The following is a 19,706-nucleotide window of genomic DNA, read 5'->3' on the forward strand; positions in this document are numbered from 1 at the left end:
ATCCGCCGTACGTCCGTCCGGTTGCCCCGATCGGTGATCCGGTCCGGTGCGACCGAGCATCTTCCGGCGCTGGTCAGTGAGTTGAGTTCGGATTCCGTGAATTCCGATCTTTCACGGATATCCCCCTCGATCCCTTCATGTCACACCTAGGAGTGGGACACAGCGTGCCCGGAACCCTGACGAACGGTGACATCGCTCGAGCTGACGCAAACCTGACTTGGCCGCAACCGACCGGCCCGCCTGGGCTTCGGTTAGTTTTCCGGTCCGGTGGACGGGACCTGTCGGCGAACCCGACACCGCGCCGATCCCCGCCCGACGCCGGAGGAGACACACATGACAGTCCCCGCGCCGCGGGCCCGTCGACGGACGTCCATGCTTGGCCGGTCGCTGCCGTTGCTACTCATCATCGCGCTGCTCGCGCCGGTCGGAATGCTCTTCGCGTCCACCTGGCGACACACCGGCGACGATCGGAGCCTGGCCGACCGTGAACGGCTCGGCGTGGAGTACCTGCGCGCCCTGGCCCCGGTCACCGAAGCGCTGGTGGAGGCCCAGGCCGCCGCCGTCGCCGGTCGGGGTGTCCCCGGCGAGCCGCTGACCCGCGCGGTCGAGCAGGCCGCCGCAGTGGACGCCCGCATCGGCGGACAACTGCGCACGCAGGAACGGTGGGCCGGCGTGCGGGCCAAACTGGAGGCGTTGCGCGACCGCAGCCCCGCCGCGCCGGAGGCCGCCTACACCGCGTACGGCGAGGTCACCGACCTGCTGCTCGCCCTGCACCGCAAGGTCCGGGAGAGCTCGGGGCTGGGCCGTGACCCGGGCGCCGACTCGTTCTTCCTCCAGGACAGCGCCGGCCAGGAGCTGCCCGAGGCGGTGGTGGCCGCCGGTCGACTCGCCGACCTGGGTGCGCTCGCCAGCCGGCGACCCGCCGCCGAGCGGCCCCGCAGCCTGATGGAGCTGACCGGCCTGCGGGTGTCCGCCCTGTCGCCGGCGACCGACGTGGTCGACAACCTGCGCTCTGCCGTGGACAACTCGGAGAGCACCGACCTGGGGGCCAACGTGCTCACCCCGCTCGACGCCTACCAGCGGTCGGTGGAGGCGCTGGCCCTATACTCGACGCCGAGCCCAGCCGGCACCGTCGACCACGGCCAACTGGCCGCCGCCGCGCTCAACTCGCGCAACGCCGCACGACAACTCCAACCCGTCATCCTCGGTGAACTGGACACCCTGCTCACCGAACGGATCGACAGGCTGGCCCGGGACCGCTGGCTGGCCGTCGGGGCGGGCACGGTGGCCGCGCTGGTGCTGGCCTGGCTCGCCGGGCTGCTGATCGCCTCCGACCGACGGGCACGTCGGCGAGCCGCCACACCGGACACCGCGAGCCCGGCCGCCCCGCCGCCCGGCGACCCCTGGCAGCCGCCGGCCGCGACCGACACCCGACCGTTGCAACCGGTGGGCGCGGCCCACGAGCCGGTCGTCGAGCAGTGGGGGCCTTTCGATGCTGCTCGCTAGGCTCCGGATCCGCGGGAAGCTCGCGCTGCTCGTGGTGATTCCCCTGCTGAGCATGGTCGGCCTCGCGGTGCCCGTGGTACTCGACCGGGTAGCTGCCGCGCAACGCGCCGCCGACATCACCGACCAGGTACGGCTCGCCAGCCGGGTCGGCAGCCTCGTGCAGGATCTTCAGCAGGAGCGCATCCTGTCGATCGGCTTCCTCCTCGGCCGGGTCGAACGCTCCGAGGTGACCCGCAAGGCGGCCGACGTGGACGACCGGGTAGCCGACCTGCGGGCCGACGGCGGCGACGCGCTGACCGAGCAGGTCGACCACGCGCTCAACGGGGTGTCCAGGCTCGTCGACCTGCGCAGGGGGGTGCTGGCCCGAACCGCGAACCCCCGCCAGGTGATGGACGCGTTCGGTCCCGTCGACAAAGAGCTGATCGGGTCGCTCCGGCTGGTCCTCAGCGTGGACACCGAGACGTTGCCCGGCCGCCAGGTGCTCGCCCTGGACGGGCTGCTCCGCGCCGACGAGGGCATCGGCGCCTGCGCCACCCTGAGCCTCCTGGTCAAGGCGACCGGTAGTCCGGACACCACCGCCGGCTACGTGGCGTGCATCGCCGCCCTCCAGGTCGACAACGCGCGCTTCCGCAGTCTGATCACGCCCGAGCAGCTCAAGGTGGCCCAGCTCAACGACGCCGCGGTGGCCGCGCGTACCAGCCCGGACTTCCTGATCACCAGCGCCCGGGACCCGGCCGGCGCGGTCCGCGACGTGCCGATGGAGGCGCTCTTCTCGGCCGTCCGCACGATGATCCGGCTCGGCCAGTTCGTCGAGAAGAAGATCGTCGCCGATGTTCTCGCCGAGGTGAAGGCCGACCAGCGCCGGGCGTTGACCGCCGCGTACCTGGTCGGTGCTGCGGCAGCGCTGATCCTGGCGCTGGTGGTACTGCTCAGCGCGGCGGTGGCGCGTACGGTGGCCCGACCGTTGACCCAGCTCACCCGCTCCGCCGACCGGGTCGCCCGGGTCGCGGAGGCGGAGTTGGTCCGGGTCACCGACGACGAGACGGAACGCGTCCAGCCGGTCCGGTTGGAACCGGTGGTCATCCGGTCCAGCGACGAGATCGGTGACCTGGCCCGGGCGTTCGACCGGGTGCAGAACACCGCGGCCCAGCTCGTGGAGCGGCAGGTCGCCGGCCGGCGCAACGTCGCGCAGATGTTCGGGCACGTCGGACGGCGTACCCAGAACCTGGTGAGCCGGCAGCTCGCGCTCATCGACCGGTTGGAGCAGCAGGAGGCCGACGCGGGCCGGCTGGAGCACCTGTACCGGCTGGACCACATCTCCAGCCGACTGCGGCGCAACGCCGGCAGCCTCGTGGTGCTCTCCGGCTCGGCCGGCACCGACGCACACACAGCGCCCGTGCCGCTGGCCGACGTGGTCCGGCTGGCGCTCGGCGAGATCGAGGACTACACCCGCGTCGAGGTGCAGGTGCCGGCGGGCATCGCCGCCGCGCCGGCCATCGTCGGCGACCTCGTCCTGGCCCTCGCCGAGCTGATGGAGAACGCGACGGTCTTCTCCCCGCCGCACACCCGGGTCCTGGTGGCCGGCGAGACCTCCGGGCTGGGCGCCCGGATCACCGTGGTGGACCACGGCATCGGCATGAACGAACAGCGGCTCGCCGAGGAGAACGCGCGGCTCACCCGGCGGGAACGTCTCGACCTCGCGCCGACCGAGGTACTCGGCCTCTTCGTGGTGGGCCGGCTGGCCCGTCGGCACGGCTGGGAGGTGAGCCTCACCGCCACCGTGGGGGGCGGGGTGACGGCGCAGGTCGAGATCCCGCAGGCGTCGCTGGTGCTGCGCCGCGCCGACCGGGCCGGGGCGACGGTCGCCCGGGCCGCCGTACCGGACCGGGGCCGGCGGCGTGCTCTCGACTCCGCCCGAGGAGCCCGCGCCCGGGGGGCCGTCGCCGCACCGGCCGCCGCCGCACCGCCCATCGCCGCACCGCCCATCGCCGCACCGCCCATCGCCGCACCGGCCGTCGCCGCACCGGCCGGCTTCGACACGGACCTGCTCAGCCGGGCCACCCGCAGCCTGGAGTCCGGCGAGTCCTGGGACGCCTTCGGCGCGCGGGAGGCGGCCGACCCCGCCACGACCGCCCATACGACACCGCAGCCCGCCCCTGTCGCACAGAGCACCGCCACGGCGGGGGTGTCCGCCGGCCCCCGCGTCCGGCAGCGGGTCCCTGGCGCGAGCCTTCCCGCCGCCGCCGCGCCCACCCGACCGGTCGACGCCACCAGCGCCGACCCGGACGCTGCCCGCGCGCTGGTCGAGGCGTTCCAGTCCGGCGTACGCCGGGCCGAGTCGAGCGTCGCGCCGGCCGCCGGCCGCCCTGTCGGGCAGTGGTCGATGCGGACGGTCACCGACCCGCCCGCCAGCGCGGGGCACACGGTGGCCGATCCCGGCGCTACCGTCGACCTGCCCGCCACCCCCGGAGGCCTCGGCCCCGCCGTGGCGGACACCGGCGGGACCACCCCGAGCCGTCCCCGGCTGAGCCGCCGGGTGCCCGGGGCGAACCTGAAGGTCTCGCCACCCCACCAACCGGCCAGCCCGCAGCTCGGCGACCCGACCGAGGTGCGCACCCTCATCACCGAGTTCGAGGCGGGCGTCGCCCGCGCTCTCCGCGAAGTCAGCCCAGATCGTCGGAACGAAGAAGGATCATCACATTGACCAGCCCCTTCCTGCACGACAACGTCGACCACCAGACCCAGCCGGGCAGCGGCGGGGACCTCAGCCCCGAGGCCCGCACGTTCAACTGGCTGCTGGACTCCTTCACCTCCAGCACCGCCGGGGTGCTGGAGGCGATCGCGGTCTCCTCGGACGGGCTGCTGATGGCCATGTCGGCCATCAAGGACCGCTCCAACGCGGAGCGCCTGGCCGCCGTGGTCTCCGGCATGACCAGCCTCGCCGGAGGCGCGGCCAGTTGGTACGCGCTCGGCGGCCTCAACCGGGTGATCGTCGACATGGCCGACGGGTACCTGTTGATCAGCGCCATCAGCAGTGGTTCCGTGCTCGGCGTCGTCGCCGACCGCTCGGCGAACCTGGGCACCGTCGCGTACGAGATGACGCTCTTCGCCGGGCGGGCCGGTGGCGCGCTCACTCCGCGACTGATCGCCGAGCTGAAGAACGCCGTCCAGCAGTGACCCCGGACGTCGTCGGCGAGGACCCGGACCCGGAGCCCGGGGTACGGATTCGCCCCTACCTGCGCGCGCCGCACCCGGGTGGGGGCGGCACGCCGGCGGCGCCGGAACCGGAGCCCGACGACGGCGTCCCCACCGGGCTGCGGCCGTTCGTGCTCACCGCCGGGCGGGTGGCCGGCGCGGATCCGGCGATCGGGTTGGAGACACAGGTGACCCTGCGCCGGGACGGCACCCGCTGGACCGGCTCGCCGGTCGGCCTGTTGGCACCGGAGCTCCAGGCGATCATCGCGCTCTGCGCCGAGCCGATCTCGGTAGCCGAACTCTCCGCCCGGACCCGGCTGCAATTCGGCGTGACCCGGGTGCTGGTGGGCGACCTGCGTGCCGCCGGGCACCTGGACGTGCACGCGACCGACGCGAACGACGCCCTCGACCCCGACCTCATCCTGCGAGTGATTGATGGACTTCGTGCGATCTCCTGAGTGGCCGGGCGCCCCAATCGGGGGTCTCGCCGGCAACAGCGCCACCGCCCGCTACGGCACGGCATCGGGCGCCGCTTTGGCGACCGGGCGTGGCGGCTCGCCGTCGCCGACCGGACCGCCAGCGCCGTACCGGCCGTCGACCGACACCGGACCGACCAACCGGCCGCCTTCGGCGCCACCCGTACCGGTCAAGATCCTCGTGGCCGGTGGGTTCGGGGTGGGCAAGACCACCACCGTCGGAGCGATCTCCGAGATCGCGCCGTTGACCACCGAGGCCGAGATGACCAGCGCGGGCATCGGCGTGGACGATCCGGGCATACGGTCGACCAAGACCACCACCACGGTGGCGATGGACTTCGGTTGTGTGACCATCGACCGCAGCCTGAAGCTCTACCTGTTCGGCACTCCCGGGCAGTCCCGGTTCGGCTTTATGTGGGACGACCTGGCCCGGGGCGCGCTCGGCGCGCTCGTGGTCGTCGACAGCGCACGACTGGACGACTGCTTCCCGGCGATCGACTTCTTCGAGCGGGCGGGGTTGCCGTTCGTGGTGGGGGTGAACGCGTTCGACGGGCGGCTGGCGCTGGAACTCGGCGAGATCCGGTGGGCGCTGGCGATCGGTGACCACGTGCCCCTGGTGCAGTTCGACGCCCGGGACCGGCTCTCGGTGCGGGACGCCCTGCTGGTCGTCCTGGACCGCGCGTTGGACCGGGCCACCCGGGACAGGAAGGCCTGAGCCGACCGGCTCCGGCCGTGGCGGGAAGGGGTGATTTGGTGAGGGGCGACCTGGACGAGGCGCTGGCCCGGCTGGCCCGGCGCGAGGAGGCGCTGCGCCGGCTGGTCAACGACCGTGACGACACCGCGCCACCGCCAGACCCGACCGCCACGCCGGGCGTCACCGTGGTGGGGCGCAACGCCGGGCCGGCCCGTCACGACGGCTGGCACGCGGAACGGCACGACCCCACCGACACCGCCGGGTGGGGACCGGTCGAGGAGGTCGCCGAGGCGGTACGCCAGGTCGTCGGCATCCACCCCGGGCTGGCGGTGACCGTCCGCGTGGAGCACGACGGTCAGACGTACCCGCTGCGGGTGTCCTGGGACGGCCCGGACGTGACGGTCGGCCCGGAGCCGACGGCAGCCCCGGTGGAACCCCCGCCGTCCTGGCCGCTCTCCGGTCGCACGGTGCCGGCATGGGCACCCGGCCCGGACGGGTTGACCCCGGACCCGGCGGCCCGCCTTGCGGAGCTGATCCGACGCGACCCGTCCCTGCTCGACGCGCTGGATCCGCGTCGCTGATCAGCGGGGGCGGCGGTCGGCGGCTGCGGTCGAGCGGTGGCCCAACCCGACCTGACCCTGACGGCGAGCCTGCGGCCCGCGGCGCTGGACGCCCGACGGGGCATCGTGCGCCTGCACCCGGAGGCGCTCACCGCGCTGGGCCTGCGACCCGGCGCGCCGGTGCGGCTGGCGGGACGCCGGGAGACCGCCGGGATCGTGGCGGCGGCCGGAGCCGGCGCGAGCAGCGCCCGGCTGTACGCCGACGACCTCACGCTCGGCAACCTGGGTCTGCGGGACGGCGTCCCGTAGTTGCGGACCCGGCGGGCAGCACCCGGCGGAATTGCCGTGAAACCGCTGCGACGATTTTCGTCAGCGCCCACAGAGAGGACATTCGGAGAGGCGGCACCAAACGGCACAGACGGGACGTTGAGGCGGCTTTGAGTAGGGATAACGCCCAGGAGCAAAGGTGAAACCAGCCTTTAGAGAGCAGGAGGCGTCGAATCGAGGCAGATTTCCGCGTGCACCTTTCCGTCTTCCTCGCGCAGTTTCGCACCGCATTTCTCGAGGATGGCGAGCGCGCCGGCATTATCCGGTGTCGTCTCGGCGACCACGGCACGCATTCCGGCGCGGGCGGCGACGTTGAGCAACTCGCGCAGGGCGGCCGCGCCGATGCCCTGTCCACGCGCCGAGAGGCCGAGCCACATGCCGGTCTCCACCGTGCCCGGCTCGTCACAGCGCGTCATCCGGATCATGCCCACCACCTCGCCGCCGACGAGGATCGCGTACATCTGGGAACCGGTTGGGCCATCCAGGCCGGCGAAGCTCGCCCGCTGGAACTCACGGAAGGCCTCCCGGCGGGCGAGCGACCAGCCGGCGGGCGCTTCGACCGGGGGCATCACCTCACCCGGCTCAGCCTCCGCAGCCGCTACTGAGAGCAACGGCTCCAGATTCCGCTCGTCCACCGGCTCCAGCCGGACCGCACCCGCCACGTGCCGCAGTCTGCCGGCCCCATCGGCCGAAGTCCACCCCGTTCGGAATCCACTGGCGGTCCGGCGACGGGTACCGGCCGGTCGGGCGGTTCGGGTGTCTTTCCTCACGCTCCGTCGTTATCTGGCCTACGGCTGGACCGACCCGAACTCGCAGAACACCACCGAGGCGTCGTCGGTGGACTTGTGCCGTCGGAGCCGGTCGGGATGATCGCGCTCGGCGTCCCGGACCCGGCCGAGCAGCGCGGCCGGGCCCTCGGCGCCCAGCAGGTCCAGTAGTCCGGCCCAGTCGGTCAGCCCGAACTGCTCGACCGCGCTCGACGCGCCGTCACTGAGCAGCGCCGCCCGGCGTAGGGCCGCCGAACCTAGCCGAGGCGCTGTCCCGGTCACCGCATGGAAGGCTGCGTCCGGATCGGCCGCCGCGACCCAGTAGCCGTGAGTACGGTTCATCCGCTCGCGCTGGACGCCCACCGCGTGCCGGAACCGCGCGACCGGGTCCGACCCGCCCGCCGGCACGGTCGCGACCGTCTGCCGCAGCTCGGCCATCGCCGTGTCCAGCCGGTCGTCGGTCACCACGCTGACCTGACCGCCGACGTCCAGCACCAGCGGGCTGTCACAGAGCACCAGGTAGTCCACCTGGTCGCCACAGTCGCGCAGAAGGCAGACGGTGCTGGACGGTGTGCCCGGATGGTCGAGGTCGCACTGCCCACCGTGGTCGGCGCGAACGGCGAGGATGGCAGCGGCCAGGTTGCTGGTCAGGCGGGCCGCCGGGCGCGCCGCCTCCGCCACCGCGAGCCGGGCGGCCAGGTGTCGGACGTACCACGCCGGCCCGTGGACGCAGCCGGTGTCGAAGCCATCCGGCACGGTCGCGCCATCCAGGACACCGACCAGCGGGCCGAACTGGAAGACCAGGTCCTCATTGACCGGCCGACCCGGGGCCGGCGCGGACGCGGAGCGTACCCGCATCATCGACGCCGGCCCCGTCACATCAGCGCTGCCGAAGGTCGTCGGCGGCCGCATGCGCCTGTCCCTGCACCTGCCCTGCGGCCGAGCGGCCCTGGTCGCGTACCGCGGACATCCCCTGCTGGGCGCTGGACCGCACCGACTGGGCGGCCTGCTGCGCGGGCTCCCGCAGGTTGTCCTGGACCTGGTGGCCGACCTGGCTCGCCTGCTGACGCAGCTCGCCCGAGTGCTCACTCACCATCTCCCTCGCCCGACCGGCGAGTTGCCGTTCACGCCCGCTCGGCGGAACGAGCGAGGCCGCCAGCAGACCGACGCCGAAGGCGACCAGCCCGGCGGCCAGCGGATTGCCCTGCGCCTGCGCGCGCGACTGCTGCCCGAGCGACCGGGTCTCGTCGCGTACGGAGCCCGCGGCGTGCGACATTCGCTGGCCGGTCTCCTGCCCCAGATGGTTCGAGCTGCCCATCATCTTCTCCTTCGCTCGGGTGAGCGCGCCGCGGGCCTGCCCGACGCTGTCACCGGCGATCCGACGCGGGTTGACCTTGTCGGCCAGGGCGTCGACGTCACTGCTCAACTCGTTGCGGGTGGTCTCGATCTCCTGCCGGATCCGATCCGGATCACTGGACATGGTCTGCTCTCCCTACCGACTCGGTCACCGGCCCCGCAGGGCATCCGGCAACTCCCGGGCGGTCTGCTTCGTCCGAGGCAGTACCGCGCGTGCCCGCTTCAGCTGGGTCCGTGCGTTGAGGAAGAGTCCACCGGCGACAGCGGCCCAGAGAACCGCGACGATCAGCGCCGCCCATCCCTGGTCCATCGCGTTGGACAGCCCCCACCACGCGGCGTACGACACGAAGAGCACCGCCAGGAACCCGGCGAGCCCGGCACCGCCGAACATACCGCCGGCCTTGCCCGCCTGGCTGACCTCCTCGCGCAGCTCGGCCTTGGCCAGCTCGACCTCCTTGCGCACCAGGGTGGACATGTCCCTGGTCACGTCGCCGAGGAGGCTTCCGACCGATGCCTGGGTCCGCTCCTTCTCCGGGGCGCTCACGGCGCCACCCCACCGGGCAGATCGCCCTGCGGACGGCCGGCGGGCGAGACGTTCTGCGCCCGCGCCGCCCCCACGTACGGCTGTTCCTGACCGGTCCCCGCCGGTGCGCCCTGGGGGGCGTCCGGCTGGGCGCTCGGCGTACCGGGGCTCCCGCCGTTGCCGGAGGCCGACCCGGTCAGGCCACAGGTGAGCCGTCCGACCAGGAGTCCGGCAACCGCTGCGCCGGCCAGGAAGGTCCCCGGGTGACGCCGTGCGTACGTGCGCACATCGTCGAGCACCTCGCCGGGTTCGCGCTCGTCGAGCCAGCCGGCGGCCTGCTGGGCGGCGTCGGCCACCCGGCGTACCGTCTGGCCGGCCAGCCCGGAATCACCGTCGCGTTCGGCCATCGACCCCAGTTCGCGACCAATGTCGCGCAGACCGTCGGCGGCCCGCCGCTGCTGCGTCTGTGCCTGTTCCCGAAGCTGTCCGCCGGCCTGGCCGGTCAGCTGCCGGGCCTGTCTGCGCGCCTCGGCGGCCACCTGCCCGCCCTGCTCGGCGGCGGTGTGGGCGACCTGCCCACCGGCCTGCGTGGCCTGGTGGCCGACGCGGGACGCCTCCTGCCGGGCCCGCTGCCCACTGCTGCTCTGATTCGTTGCCGTCATGCTCCGCTCCCCTCCTGGGTGCTCGGTCGCCTGGCGACCCCGGAACGCCCGTTGCCTACCCGTGGGACCGGCCGACATGCGGGCCGTCGGGCGGGACGACCGGGAGACACCGTCGGAAGGGGGGCAACCGACGAAAGAGCGGCAACCGACGGCGGTGGGAGCAGAGCGAACGGCAGCATCCGCAGCGGTCGTCTTGGGACGAGCGGGCGCGGTCGGAGCGGGCGAGCCGGCGCATTGGGGTACGAGAGCGGCCGAACCGCGCAGACCGTGCGCGGCGTCAGGCTTCGCTCTCGGCCGCCGGCCGGATCGGGCCCTCGGCGGTCACCGACGGCGGTTGCGGGCCCGCGACGAGCGCAGTCGGCGGAGCCGGCCGATCAGCACCGGGTCTGCGGCGAGCGCCGCCGGATTGTCGAGCAGGTTGTTGAGCAGTTGGTAGTACCGGGTCGAGGAGACACCGAAGGTGTCCCGGACGGCCTGCTCCTTGGCGCCGGCATGCCGCCACCACTGCTGCTCGAAGGCGAGGATGGCCTGTTCGCGCTTGGTCAGCCCGCCCCCGGCGGAGCGTTCGGTGGATGGTGTCGGCTCGTTGGCGGCTTCGATGGACGGTACCGGCCGGGGTGTGGGGACGGACAGCCCGGTAGCACCGCCTTCGCCACCCCGACGATCGTCAGCGGACGGCTCGGTTGCGGCCGGGGTGGGATCGGTGGACATGCCATTCAGCCTAGCCAGGGCTGATCAGCGCCGCAGCAGCTGACATCCCGCTCTGCATCGAGTCGATCTCGCTGCGGGGACGTCGTTCAGGTCGGGCTACACCCCGTGACGGCCGGGATGGTGGTCGGCAACCTGCGAGCCACCGGGCCGTGCGAGTAAACGTCGTCATTGAGACCGGCGGCCGGGACGTCGACCGCGCGCTACTCCGCTGAGCCCGAGAGCGTCTGCCGAGCACGGGCCGGTCACGAGAATCACTACCTAACCGATATGGATACTAGGATACGTCACCGGCACGTTGCGCCGTCACACCACGACCTCCGTTTCAACGGCGGATGGACCAACACCGCCTGGCCAGTACCACCCATATCCGCCCTCTAGTCCACGACGAAGCACTCACGCCGAGCAGACCCACCCGCCGGAAGGAGACGCAGATGGAGCACGCGGCCGAAGTGGGCTGCCCCGAATTCGCCGTCACGTGGGTCCGCTCGGGTCAGTGGATCAGCTTCGGCGGTGTCGTGCCCGACGCGGTGCTCGACGCACCGCCAGTGCCGGGCTTCCACCAGGTGCACATCGATACGACGGTCATCGACCAAGGAGCCGCCACCGCCATCCTGCGCGATGAGGCGTTGGACCTGCTCTCGAGAATGGTGCACGTACCCCACCGACTCGCGGCCGGCATGGCACCAGCAATGGCCCGCGCCGATCAGGTTGGCCTACCGACCCTGGCACAAGCGCCGGAGTCGTGGGATCCGCGCGACCCGCGGCTCGTACCGTTCGACACGCACGGCGAGGTGGATGCCGTGCTCGTGCTGCCCACCGAGCATCTGGTAGACGAGCGCTACCGACTCACCGAACAGTGGGCGATAGAGCAGTTGGGTTCCTCCGACCCCCAGGCAGCGCGGCGGCTACGTCGACAGCGTGATGCGGCACGCTCCCTGCGGAGCTGGCACCCGCTCGACACCGACACGTCACCGTCGGCGTACCTGGCAACGTTGCGGGAACGCACCGCGCGACTGATCGAGTTGGTCCGCCACCACGACGCCTCACTCACCCCACCAGGCCGGCTGCGCCCCGGGGTCTACGACCCGATCCTCGCCGAACGAGTGGACACGGTCGACACTCAGCGGACGCTCGTCCGGGACGTTGGCACCGACGGACTCCCCACCGCAGGTCTATCTCCATCCAGCAGGTCTTCGTTCTCGTCCTGGGCGGACGGCCTGCGCCCGAGCGCGGATCTGTCCGAATGGGACACCGTCGTTACCGCGTTGGAGTCGTACATCGCGCTGCATCGCCGCCCTCCTCAGCAGGGCTTGGCTTCGGAGATCCCCACTGACCTTGATCCCACTCGGCTCGCGCAGCTGATGGGAGGAGACTTCAGCCCGTTGGGCGATGTTCGGCGATTGTTCGCTGCCCTGGAGCGCACGCCAGGCACGCTGGCATTCGTGCGGTTCGCGGCCACCCCGACCAGGCTTCACAGCCTGGTCGCGGACGGCCAGCCGGATCGAGTTGTCCCACGTTGGGTAATCCCCAAACTTCCCGTGGCCCGCGCACACCTCACCGGGTTGCCCGAGGTGGACTTCTCCGCTGGCGCTCCCTTGAATCGTCAGCTCGCCGCGCCCGGCACACACGTCCTGCTCATCGATCCCACCGGAAACCCGACCACGATCGCCGCCCTCTTGGGATCCGCTGAACCGATCCGAGGTTTCGGGCATGACCGCACGGTGGAGGCCATACTCGATCCGCCCGTCGGCCGGAAACGCCCAGGGCGCTGGGGCGCTCGGCCGAAGGCGCGGATAGATCACCGGCCAACCCCCATCTTTGCGGCCAGCCTGCCTGCACCCGGGCGACCTCAGCTCTCCGCCAACCCGCCGACAGCGCAGCGCCACCCCGATGAGACGAAGGACGAGGCAGTCTGGGCACTGGTCAAGGAGGCATCCTCGGAGGATACGACCAAAGTCCGTAAGGCAGTGGAGGCTGTGCCGCAACTGCTCAACGTGCCAGCGACTCCCTTCGACATGACGGGCTGGTCGAAGGGGATCGTCGAGAAGTTACGTGCCGCCTTGCCAGCGTACGACCTGGTCGCCGACGATCATCCGTTGATCGAAGCGCTCTCCACCGAACCTGAAACTTTCCTGCACAACAGCCGGGCCTTCCGCGTTCGGGTCCGGTCGGGGCACTGGTGGATGCCGGGTCGCCAGGAGATCATCTGGATGTCGCTGACGCCGCGACCAAAGATGACGGATCAGGTCCGGATCGACTCGGGCAACCGGCTCAGCAGGTTCACCCGAGACCAGACGAATACGCAGCACGCGCGGGGTGGACCGCTGCGCGGATTCTGGCAGTTGGCCGTACCGCTGACCTTGACCGGGGTACCGGTGACCGCGAGCGTGGGTGTCCTGGATTCCAGGGCAACACGGGGTAGCCATGCCGGCGTCACCGCCATTGACAACCAGGCGGCCTGGGGCGAGGCCGACTCATACCTCGTCGAATCAGACCTGGCCCTGCGCTGGTGGCGGGACACCGAGCCGGCCAGCACGACTGAAATACCAATGGGATCACACTGGTTCCGGATCACCCAGCGTTTGGCGCTCATGACGCCGGAGTCGAACGGAGGCCGGCATGACCTTGACGACGAGGCAGTAACGCTACTGACACCCAACTTGACGACGGTGCAGGTCATCGACGAGAACGGCACCCTGGCCCGCGGGGTTGCCAATCTGATCGACGATGGCCGGGTCGCACCCGCCGCCAGCGACAACCGTGAGCAGATCTACAACCACTGGTCGGGCGGTAATGCCCTCAAACGGCTGCTCCGCAACATCCACGGTCCCCGCTTCTTGTCCAAGCGGTCCTGGTTCAAGACCCCGGCCTCCGCCGGCCTGCGGACTCGAGTGCGGCTCGTGTCAGCCGAGCAGGTCGGCACACCCGCCAAGGACGCCTGGCTTCGTAATCAGCCAACCGCTGTCAGCGAGGTGGGAACTCGCCTCGATAGCCGGAACGGCATCCGGATCCAAGCCAACGCCGGCACGATTCATCCCCTGACGTTTGTTTCCGGCGGTCTGACGGGCACCAGGAGCAGCACGATCGGCGGAGTCTCGACGACAGCTACCAGCAGCCGCGCCGGACAGGAATTGAACGTTCCGACCGTGCTGGTGCGCACCCGGTACCAGACCACAGTCATGCGGGTCTCGTCTCGGGACCGGCTGCGGTTCTGGCACCGCCGCGGAACGGACCCGGATCCCGTCACCTCGGAACTTGAGGCGATCGAGGAAGTTCCAGCCGGCACCTATCGCGCGGCCACCGACAGCCCGCCCGAGCCGGCGACCGGTCTCGAGCCCACAGAGGCGGCGGCGGTATCGGCCGAAAGCGCCCGACTGATCAAACGCCTCCGCGTCGCCACGATGCAGACGGCGCGTCGACGCCTGCCCACGTACATGTGGCACGGGGGCCGCCTTCGTCTCGGGCAGTCGACGATTTACGGGGCGGAACGAATCGCGACCGGCATAGCCGATCGGCTCCGAGATCTACTGGCTCGGCCAGAGAACGAAAGTTATCGAGACTTTCTGCCGGATTGGGACTCGCCGCGTACCAAGCGAATGGTCACCAGGCGGATCATGCAAGCTCTACTCAACGAAGAGAGCCTCGCCACGCAAGCTGGGCCGAAGCGGATCGCGGCCGACTTCCTCAGCTTGTCTGCCGGACACATCGTCGTTCGGCTGGATCTCGATGACGACGCCCGGTCCTTGGCCCTGATCGTTCACCTCCGCAGCGCCCAGCCTGATGTGGAACCGCAGTATGTCGGCATCCGCAACGAGGAGCGAACTCCACCGACGTCCTTGACGACGGTGCCAGAGGAGTCTGAAGAGACCGAAAAGTCCGGCCCGGAGACTGCCGTGCCCACTGCGGTAAAGCCGCCCGGAGACCGAACGCTGCCCTCGACGCCACACCGCCTGCAGCGGGGAGTAACCAGAACCACCGGTTCCATCGGCGCGGTCGACACCACCATAGGCGCGAACGCCAGGATCCGAGCCGGTCGTGTCGGCTTCTTCGCCGCCATGTTCCGCTACTTGCGTCGTCGGCAAACGGCCATAGTCACGAGCACCAATGAGACCTTCTTGGATGGGGGCGACAAGGCCCAAGCGGTCTACGTGCAGGAAATGGAAGTCACAGTCGGGGTATACGCCCTCAAGAGTCCGGTGAGTCGAATTAATCAACTCTGGAAGCGCCTACTCGGGACCAACCCAACTCCTATTCGCCTCACCGGCGACGACGAGACGCTCAAATTCCGGCTTCCTGTCGGGTTTACGATCTCCCGGGATCTCACCTTCGAGGACGAGAAGGCTGCCTTGGCGACCGCTGTCAACCTGCCCGAGCCGAAGGTCTCCCCCACCCGGTTGTCACGGCGGAATTGGCGTGAACGGACGCTGGGCGAAGCACCTGCGGGGATGGTGACTAACTGGGACCACCCTTCCTATGTCCACGGCGCTGACGCCTTGGTGACAGCGGTCGAGGAGGCGGTGACCCAGGCACGACAGAAGATGATCGACACGGGTGCCTCTCCTCGTGGCACCGCGGTCGGGGCAACCACTCCGGCCAGCTTGGCGCACTACCTGCTGCACACGCAGCTCACGCCGGACCGGGTGGCCGCACTTCTGCCGACGATGTCCCGGCAGGCGGTCCCTCTGCACGGTATCGGCGAAATTATCAACGACCCGGCGGTCAGCGGCACAGCTTACATCCGCGCCTTTGTCGAAACGCCCCGGATCGGCCCACAGGGCATGCTTGAACACGCGATCGAGCACGGAATCGCGGTGAACCACACCGTCAACAATTCCACGTCGCACGGTCTGCAGGTTTCAGCTTCCGCCGGCCCCGGCGCTCACGCTGGGCCGCCGAGCGGGGCGGTCCAGGGGCAGGTTGTCCGCCGCCGCACCGCGGGGCGAACGAAAGTCAGGGCATCTGGCCTGAGTACAGAAATCGAACGCAACGACACCAATTATCACGACCGCGGGCTCCAGGTTCCCGTGGTAGGAAAAGTTCGTTTCGTGGTCCACGCCGTTCTCGTCAACGAACCCGTGATCAGTCCGGACAGTTTTTTCAGCGCCAGCCGATCCGTCACGAATGCGACCGCGTTCGGACTGATGATGTCCGCGACGGCTCGCCGCATGGGGCTGCTGGGCCCGCCCCGGCCGCCAACCTCCACCGAACCCATGCTGTTTATCGCACAGCCCTTCAACACCCAACCGACGTCCGCGCTGAATGTCCAGAATCAAGTGCTGCTCAACCCGCCGCGAAACCTCGGCTCAGGGCGGCTACTGAACGTTAGAGCGGTAGGCAGCGAGGTAATTAGTTGGTTGCGGAAAACCAATTTTCCGCAACAGTTCAAACCGGGCAACGCCGAACCTTTGATCGGCGATGATCGGACCGGAATGGACAACACCGATACAATCTTGGACCACACGACCAGCGAGCATCTTGAGGGCAATTGGGGCGCACTGATCGACGGCGGCGTTTCAATACTGCTCATCTATCCAGGCCGAGCCGGCCGTCGAACGGTCCAGCTCGTAGTGCAGGCGATTGCGCAGGACGACGAGAAAAAGCCAACCAAGCCTCAGATCACGCAGGTCACCGCGGGTCCGAGAAATCTGGAGCTTGACGTGACGAGCACGGCCACAAAGAGTGTCCGGCAGGTCAATTACGCGGCTACCGAAACAGTGACCGAAGTCCTCGCCGGGGCCGTGGAGCCGCAACGGTCAGGGGCCGGTGGTGCGAGCGGAATCGTCGGCAAAGCCCGCCAAGTCGCCAAGATTTCGACAGTCGCCGATCGGGAGATGGTCGCCGTCGACATTCCGGGTGCGTGGGCTGAGGTGCACCAACGAATTACCCTGCTGGTGACCGCCTACCACAGAGGAAAGGTGCTGGGCACTCCGCTTCGGATCGGGCACGACCTAGTCACCGACAAGTTCGCCAACCATCTCCGGACGGATGACGCTGATCTCGTATCTCCCCCGCCCGTGTCATGGACCCGAATTGCCGCTGATCCGGCCGAGATCGATCTTCGCCGCTGGCAATTGGGGGATCATTCGTTCACCCGCAAGCGCACCTCGTCGCTGCGGCTGCCCCCACAGTTCCAGGTAGCCGACTTCCGAGGCGCTGCGGCGGTTCAGGCCGCAGCGATGCAAGCCCTGATCGGCGCTGGGTTGGCTGGCGACGGGGCCGAGCTCGGTGGCCCCGTCGCGCACGCGCTCATCAAGTCGCTGGGGCATTCCATGCTGTGGGGCACGTTACGAACCCGCTTGTCCGGTCCGCTCGAAATATCGATCGGGGATCCGAGACTGTTGGGTGCCAAGATGACCCTCACCCTGCACAGCAGGGTCGTCGGCGCGCGGCTCACCTCGGTGCTGCCTCCGCATGTCCGGGATACTCGCGGCGGCCGCAGCGCCAGTTCGGGCACCAGCAGCAGCGAGCGCAGGATCGACGTCGCGATGCTCTCCAATGCGGGTAGCGGACGTCCCGGAAAAATTGACCATGCACCTGGACGTGTCGACGCGAGCAGCGCGCCTACGGGCGACTACTGGGGCGCCAGCGACCAGGCGTCGAGATCGCACCGGGCCGGCGCAGGTGCCGACGTAGCCAGCAGCATGGCTGGCTCGAAGGACACTGGTGCCGGCCTGGGCGGTGTCGTCGATCACTCCCTGATCCATAGCAGAGAGCCGAGCGCCCTCATCGAGTGGACCGAGCAGCTCGTCATCGTGGCCCGCATATCCAGAGTCGCGGCAGACACCACAGCCGCAGTGATGATGACGATCCCAGATGCGGCTCCGATCTGGATGGACACGATCGACGCGGCGCACCATCTGGGCTTTGCGGACAATCCACGGGCAATGCAGAGGCTCGCGGCCGCGAACTCGGCTGCCGTTTTGCAGCAACAGAGCTTCATCGCCTGGCGATCAGCGAACTTGGCATACGAACGTGCGCGGCTTGCCGCCGAACTGGCTCAACTGACCACACCCGAGGTCGCAAGCACGTCGACGCCGACACCGGGCACCGCCGAGCCCGTCGAAGCCCTCGATGCTGCCTGGAAGACTCAGCAGCAGCAGTGGCACCGCCGGAAGCTGGAGTTGGACGCCAGAGTAGCGGAACTGCTAGCCGAGATCGGAAGACCGAAGCCGCCAGCCGGCGGCACCCAGGACCCGTTCGAAGCGGCCATCGCCACACTACGGACGGACCCTACGCAGGGTCGCTCCGCCCGGCGGCTCAGCGACTGGATCGCCAGAAACGAGGTTGCAGCCGACCCACATCCCGCTGGAGAATCGGACTGCCTGACCCGGGCGATGGGCGCGTTCGTCGCGTTTCACGGCCGCACCAGCAACCAAACCGTCGACGAATCCGTATTCACGGATCCGCAATTACCAGATCTGATCACCGCCTTAGGTGCTACAAGTCTGACGCCCGGACATCAGGTCGATTCCGTGCAGTTGTGGCGGGCCATGGAGTGCACCCCGAGTGCGATGATGCTCGTGGCTGTCCGGCCATCGGGACAACCGGCCCACGTCTACTGGCTGCTGGCTGACGACCGCAGTGGGCATGTTCAGCTGCGGTGGCTCGACACACAGGCGCATGGCCTGTTCGGCGAGGTTGCGGCGGCCACTGACGACCGGTATGGGCAATTGTCCGCGCCCGGCACTGAGGTGCTCGTGCTCGACGGGCACGGCCGACCGGTCAACATGGATGAGTTCCTGCTGGCCACCGCCATCGACGTGCCCACTTCTGAGCTGGTCCCCGACGACACGCTGCCCGACGTGGTGTTGCCGTCGGGCGTCGAACGCGACACGGAACAGTCCAACGTCTACTGGCATGGCCAGCTGCCCGACGAGCAGACGCGGGACGGCGTCCGCACGGCCGCACGGGATCTCGACCGCCAAGTCGTTTACCTGGGGGTCAACAAGCGGGGCGCTGGTGCCCCGGACGACGTCGTCCAGAATGCCAGACGCCTGATTCAGCAGTTCGCCCTCAAGAATCAGCAAGCGATCGTGGTGACTGAGGCAGCGCTGGACGCACGATTCAGGGAACTGTCGAAGACGTACGGTCTCGGCATTGTGCACCACGCGCCCAAGTCGCCGACCAACGGCCCGAACGTGGCGTCGCTGAGCCCGATGTGGCGGGTATTCGCGCATCCCGACACCGCTGAAGACCTGGGCGAAGGCCGGCTAAACCCAGGCTTCCTCAGACGAGCCGCCGAGCTGAACAAGCCGATCAACGGCTCGACAAGCACAACGGTTCGCAGGCTGCTGCTCGCGCCGGACCGGGACGCGAAGCTGGCGGTCCTCGACACGTTCTTCCGGGAAATCGCCGAACGCCGAGCACGCAGCGAAGTCGAAGCCGACGCCATACTCGGGCGGGCCCGCGACGACCTGAAGGCGATCGTCCAGCAGTTCGAGGCCGACGCCATGCTCGAGCAGGCCCGCGACGATCAGCAGGTAGCAGAGGATCCCTGGTTCAGCAGGTTCACTCCCCTGCTCGGCGACATCGGGGCGTGGGGCCAGGCAGCCTTCGTCCTCGACTATCAGGAGGCGACGGACCCGGTCGAACGCGCCCGTCTGCTGATCGACCAGGGTACCGACATCCCCGTCGGGCAACGAGCCAGTCTTATCGCGGACTCTGGCCACCGGGCAAAGGGAGCGGAGACAGCCATGCAGGCGGTGGAGCTGATGCGGACCAAGGGCCTGGCGACCGCGCGCGCATTCATAAGGGCCAACTCCGGCAGCCTGACAGCCGAAGAGATAGGGGATTGGATGAATGCCTTCAGCAGGATGTCGGCTCAGACTGCTGCCACAGGCAGCGGCACCGACTTCAGGGCACTGGCTGAGGAGCTTCTCACCTGCTGACACCGCAGATCCCACCCGCCGACACCGGCAGCGGAGGGCGG

At 69.7% G+C, this 19,706-nt stretch carries 13 protein-coding genes and 1 pseudogene; 8 read left to right on the forward strand and 6 right to left on the reverse strand.

All coding sequences use genetic code 11. From position 1 onward, the window contains the following. The first annotated feature begins 333 nt into the window (after positions 1–333). The 7 genes and pseudogenes from ACLQ24_RS07480 to ACLQ24_RS07510 all read left to right on the forward strand — a co-directional run. Positions 334–1,506: a hypothetical protein gene (locus ACLQ24_RS07480; RefSeq protein ID WP_425889902.1), complete on the forward strand. Its 1,173-nt coding sequence runs from the start codon at positions 334–336 to the stop codon at positions 1,504–1,506. Further along, on the forward strand, positions 1,493–4,210 hold the full coding sequence (locus ACLQ24_RS07485) for a sensor histidine kinase (protein ID WP_425889904.1): 2,718 nt from the start codon (positions 1,493–1,495) through the stop codon (positions 4,208–4,210). The genes ACLQ24_RS07480 and ACLQ24_RS07485 overlap by 14 nt, the downstream gene beginning before the upstream one ends. Then, a complete protein-coding gene (locus tag ACLQ24_RS07490; RefSeq protein ID WP_425889907.1) occupies positions 4,207–4,683 on the forward strand; it encodes a roadblock/LC7 domain-containing protein in 477 nt (158 codons plus the stop codon). The genes ACLQ24_RS07485 and ACLQ24_RS07490 overlap by 4 nt, the downstream gene beginning before the upstream one ends. Beyond that, positions 4,680–5,159 carry a DUF742 domain-containing protein gene (locus tag ACLQ24_RS07495; protein ID WP_425889909.1) on the forward strand — a complete coding sequence of 160 codons (480 nt, stop codon included), beginning with the start codon at positions 4,680–4,682 and terminating at the stop codon, positions 5,157–5,159. Before ACLQ24_RS07490 ends, ACLQ24_RS07495 begins: the two co-directional genes overlap by 4 nt. Further along, positions 5,137–5,892 carry an ATP/GTP-binding protein gene (locus tag ACLQ24_RS07500; RefSeq protein ID WP_425889911.1) on the forward strand — a complete coding sequence of 252 codons (756 nt, stop codon included), beginning with the start codon at positions 5,137–5,139 and terminating at the stop codon, positions 5,890–5,892. The genes ACLQ24_RS07495 and ACLQ24_RS07500 overlap by 23 nt, the downstream gene beginning before the upstream one ends. 38 nt (positions 5,893–5,930) lie before the next feature. After that, positions 5,931–6,452 (forward strand): hypothetical protein, encoded by a 522-nt coding sequence (locus ACLQ24_RS07505; RefSeq protein WP_425889913.1) that lies wholly within the window; start codon positions 5,931–5,933, stop codon positions 6,450–6,452. Between the two features lie 36 nt (positions 6,453–6,488). Beyond that, positions 6,489–6,731: pseudogene (locus ACLQ24_RS07510) on the forward strand (AAA family ATPase); the annotation flags it as partial. A 179-nt stretch (positions 6,732–6,910) separates the two neighbouring features. On the opposite strand, the gene ACLQ24_RS07515 reads toward ACLQ24_RS07510, so the two are convergent. From ACLQ24_RS07515 to ACLQ24_RS07540, 6 genes are all read right to left on the reverse strand, one after another. Beyond that, on the reverse strand, positions 6,911–7,420 hold the full coding sequence (locus tag ACLQ24_RS07515; RefSeq protein WP_425889915.1) for a GNAT family N-acetyltransferase: 510 nt from the start codon (positions 7,418–7,420) through the stop codon (positions 6,911–6,913). A 126-nt stretch (positions 7,421–7,546) separates the two neighbouring features. Next, complete coding sequence (locus ACLQ24_RS07520) at positions 7,547–8,437, reverse strand: hypothetical protein (RefSeq protein ID WP_425889961.1); 891 nt, start codon at positions 8,435–8,437, stop codon at positions 7,547–7,549. Further along, positions 8,406–9,005, reverse strand: coding sequence for a DUF3618 domain-containing protein (locus ACLQ24_RS07525; protein WP_425889917.1), 600 nt, complete (start codon positions 9,003–9,005; stop codon positions 8,406–8,408). The genes ACLQ24_RS07520 and ACLQ24_RS07525 overlap by 32 nt, the downstream gene beginning before the upstream one ends. 24 nt (positions 9,006–9,029) lie before the next feature. Beyond that, positions 9,030–9,425 (reverse strand): phage holin family protein, encoded by a 396-nt coding sequence (locus ACLQ24_RS07530; protein ID WP_425889918.1) that lies wholly within the window; start codon positions 9,423–9,425, stop codon positions 9,030–9,032. After that, a complete protein-coding gene (locus tag ACLQ24_RS07535; protein ID WP_425889920.1) occupies positions 9,422–10,066 on the reverse strand; it encodes a hypothetical protein in 645 nt (214 codons plus the stop codon). Before ACLQ24_RS07535 ends, ACLQ24_RS07530 begins: the two co-directional genes overlap by 4 nt. A gap of 321 nt (positions 10,067–10,387) precedes the next feature. After that, positions 10,388–10,777 carry a DUF3263 domain-containing protein gene (locus ACLQ24_RS07540; protein ID WP_425889921.1) on the reverse strand — a complete coding sequence of 130 codons (390 nt, stop codon included), beginning with the start codon at positions 10,775–10,777 and terminating at the stop codon, positions 10,388–10,390. Between the two features lie 431 nt (positions 10,778–11,208). On the opposite strand from ACLQ24_RS07540, the gene ACLQ24_RS07545 reads away from it, so the two are divergent. Next, entirely contained in the window at positions 11,209–19,665 is an 8,457-nt protein-coding gene (locus ACLQ24_RS07545) for a hypothetical protein (RefSeq protein WP_425889923.1), read from the forward strand. Positions 19,666–19,706: the final 41 nt, after the last annotated feature.

Source organism: Micromonospora sp. DT4 (assembly GCF_049841675.1).
In the GTDB taxonomy this organism is placed as follows: Bacteria; Actinomycetota; Actinomycetes; order Mycobacteriales; family Micromonosporaceae; genus Micromonospora.

Coding starts and splice junctions, on each gene's coding strand:
- ACLQ24_RS07480 (WP_425889902.1), top strand. CDS start 334: ATGACAGTCCCCGCGCCGCGGGCCCGTCGACGGACGTCCATGCTTGGC.
- ACLQ24_RS07485 (WP_425889904.1), top strand. CDS start 1,493: ATGCTGCTCGCTAGGCTCCGGATCCGCGGGAAGCTCGCGCTGCTCGTG.
- ACLQ24_RS07500 (WP_425889911.1), top strand. CDS start 5,137: ATGGACTTCGTGCGATCTCCTGAGTGGCCGGGCGCCCCAATCGGGGGT.
- ACLQ24_RS07520 (WP_425889961.1), bottom strand. CDS start 8,437: ATGCGGCCGCCGACGACCTTCGGCAGCGCTGATGTGACGGGGCCGGCG.
- ACLQ24_RS07525 (WP_425889917.1), bottom strand. CDS start 9,005: ATGTCCAGTGATCCGGATCGGATCCGGCAGGAGATCGAGACCACCCGC.
- ACLQ24_RS07535 (WP_425889920.1), bottom strand. CDS start 10,066: ATGACGGCAACGAATCAGAGCAGCAGTGGGCAGCGGGCCCGGCAGGAG.
- ACLQ24_RS07540 (WP_425889921.1), bottom strand. CDS start 10,777: ATGTCCACCGATCCCACCCCGGCCGCAACCGAGCCGTCCGCTGACGAT.
- ACLQ24_RS07545 (WP_425889923.1), top strand. CDS start 11,209: ATGGAGCACGCGGCCGAAGTGGGCTGCCCCGAATTCGCCGTCACGTGG.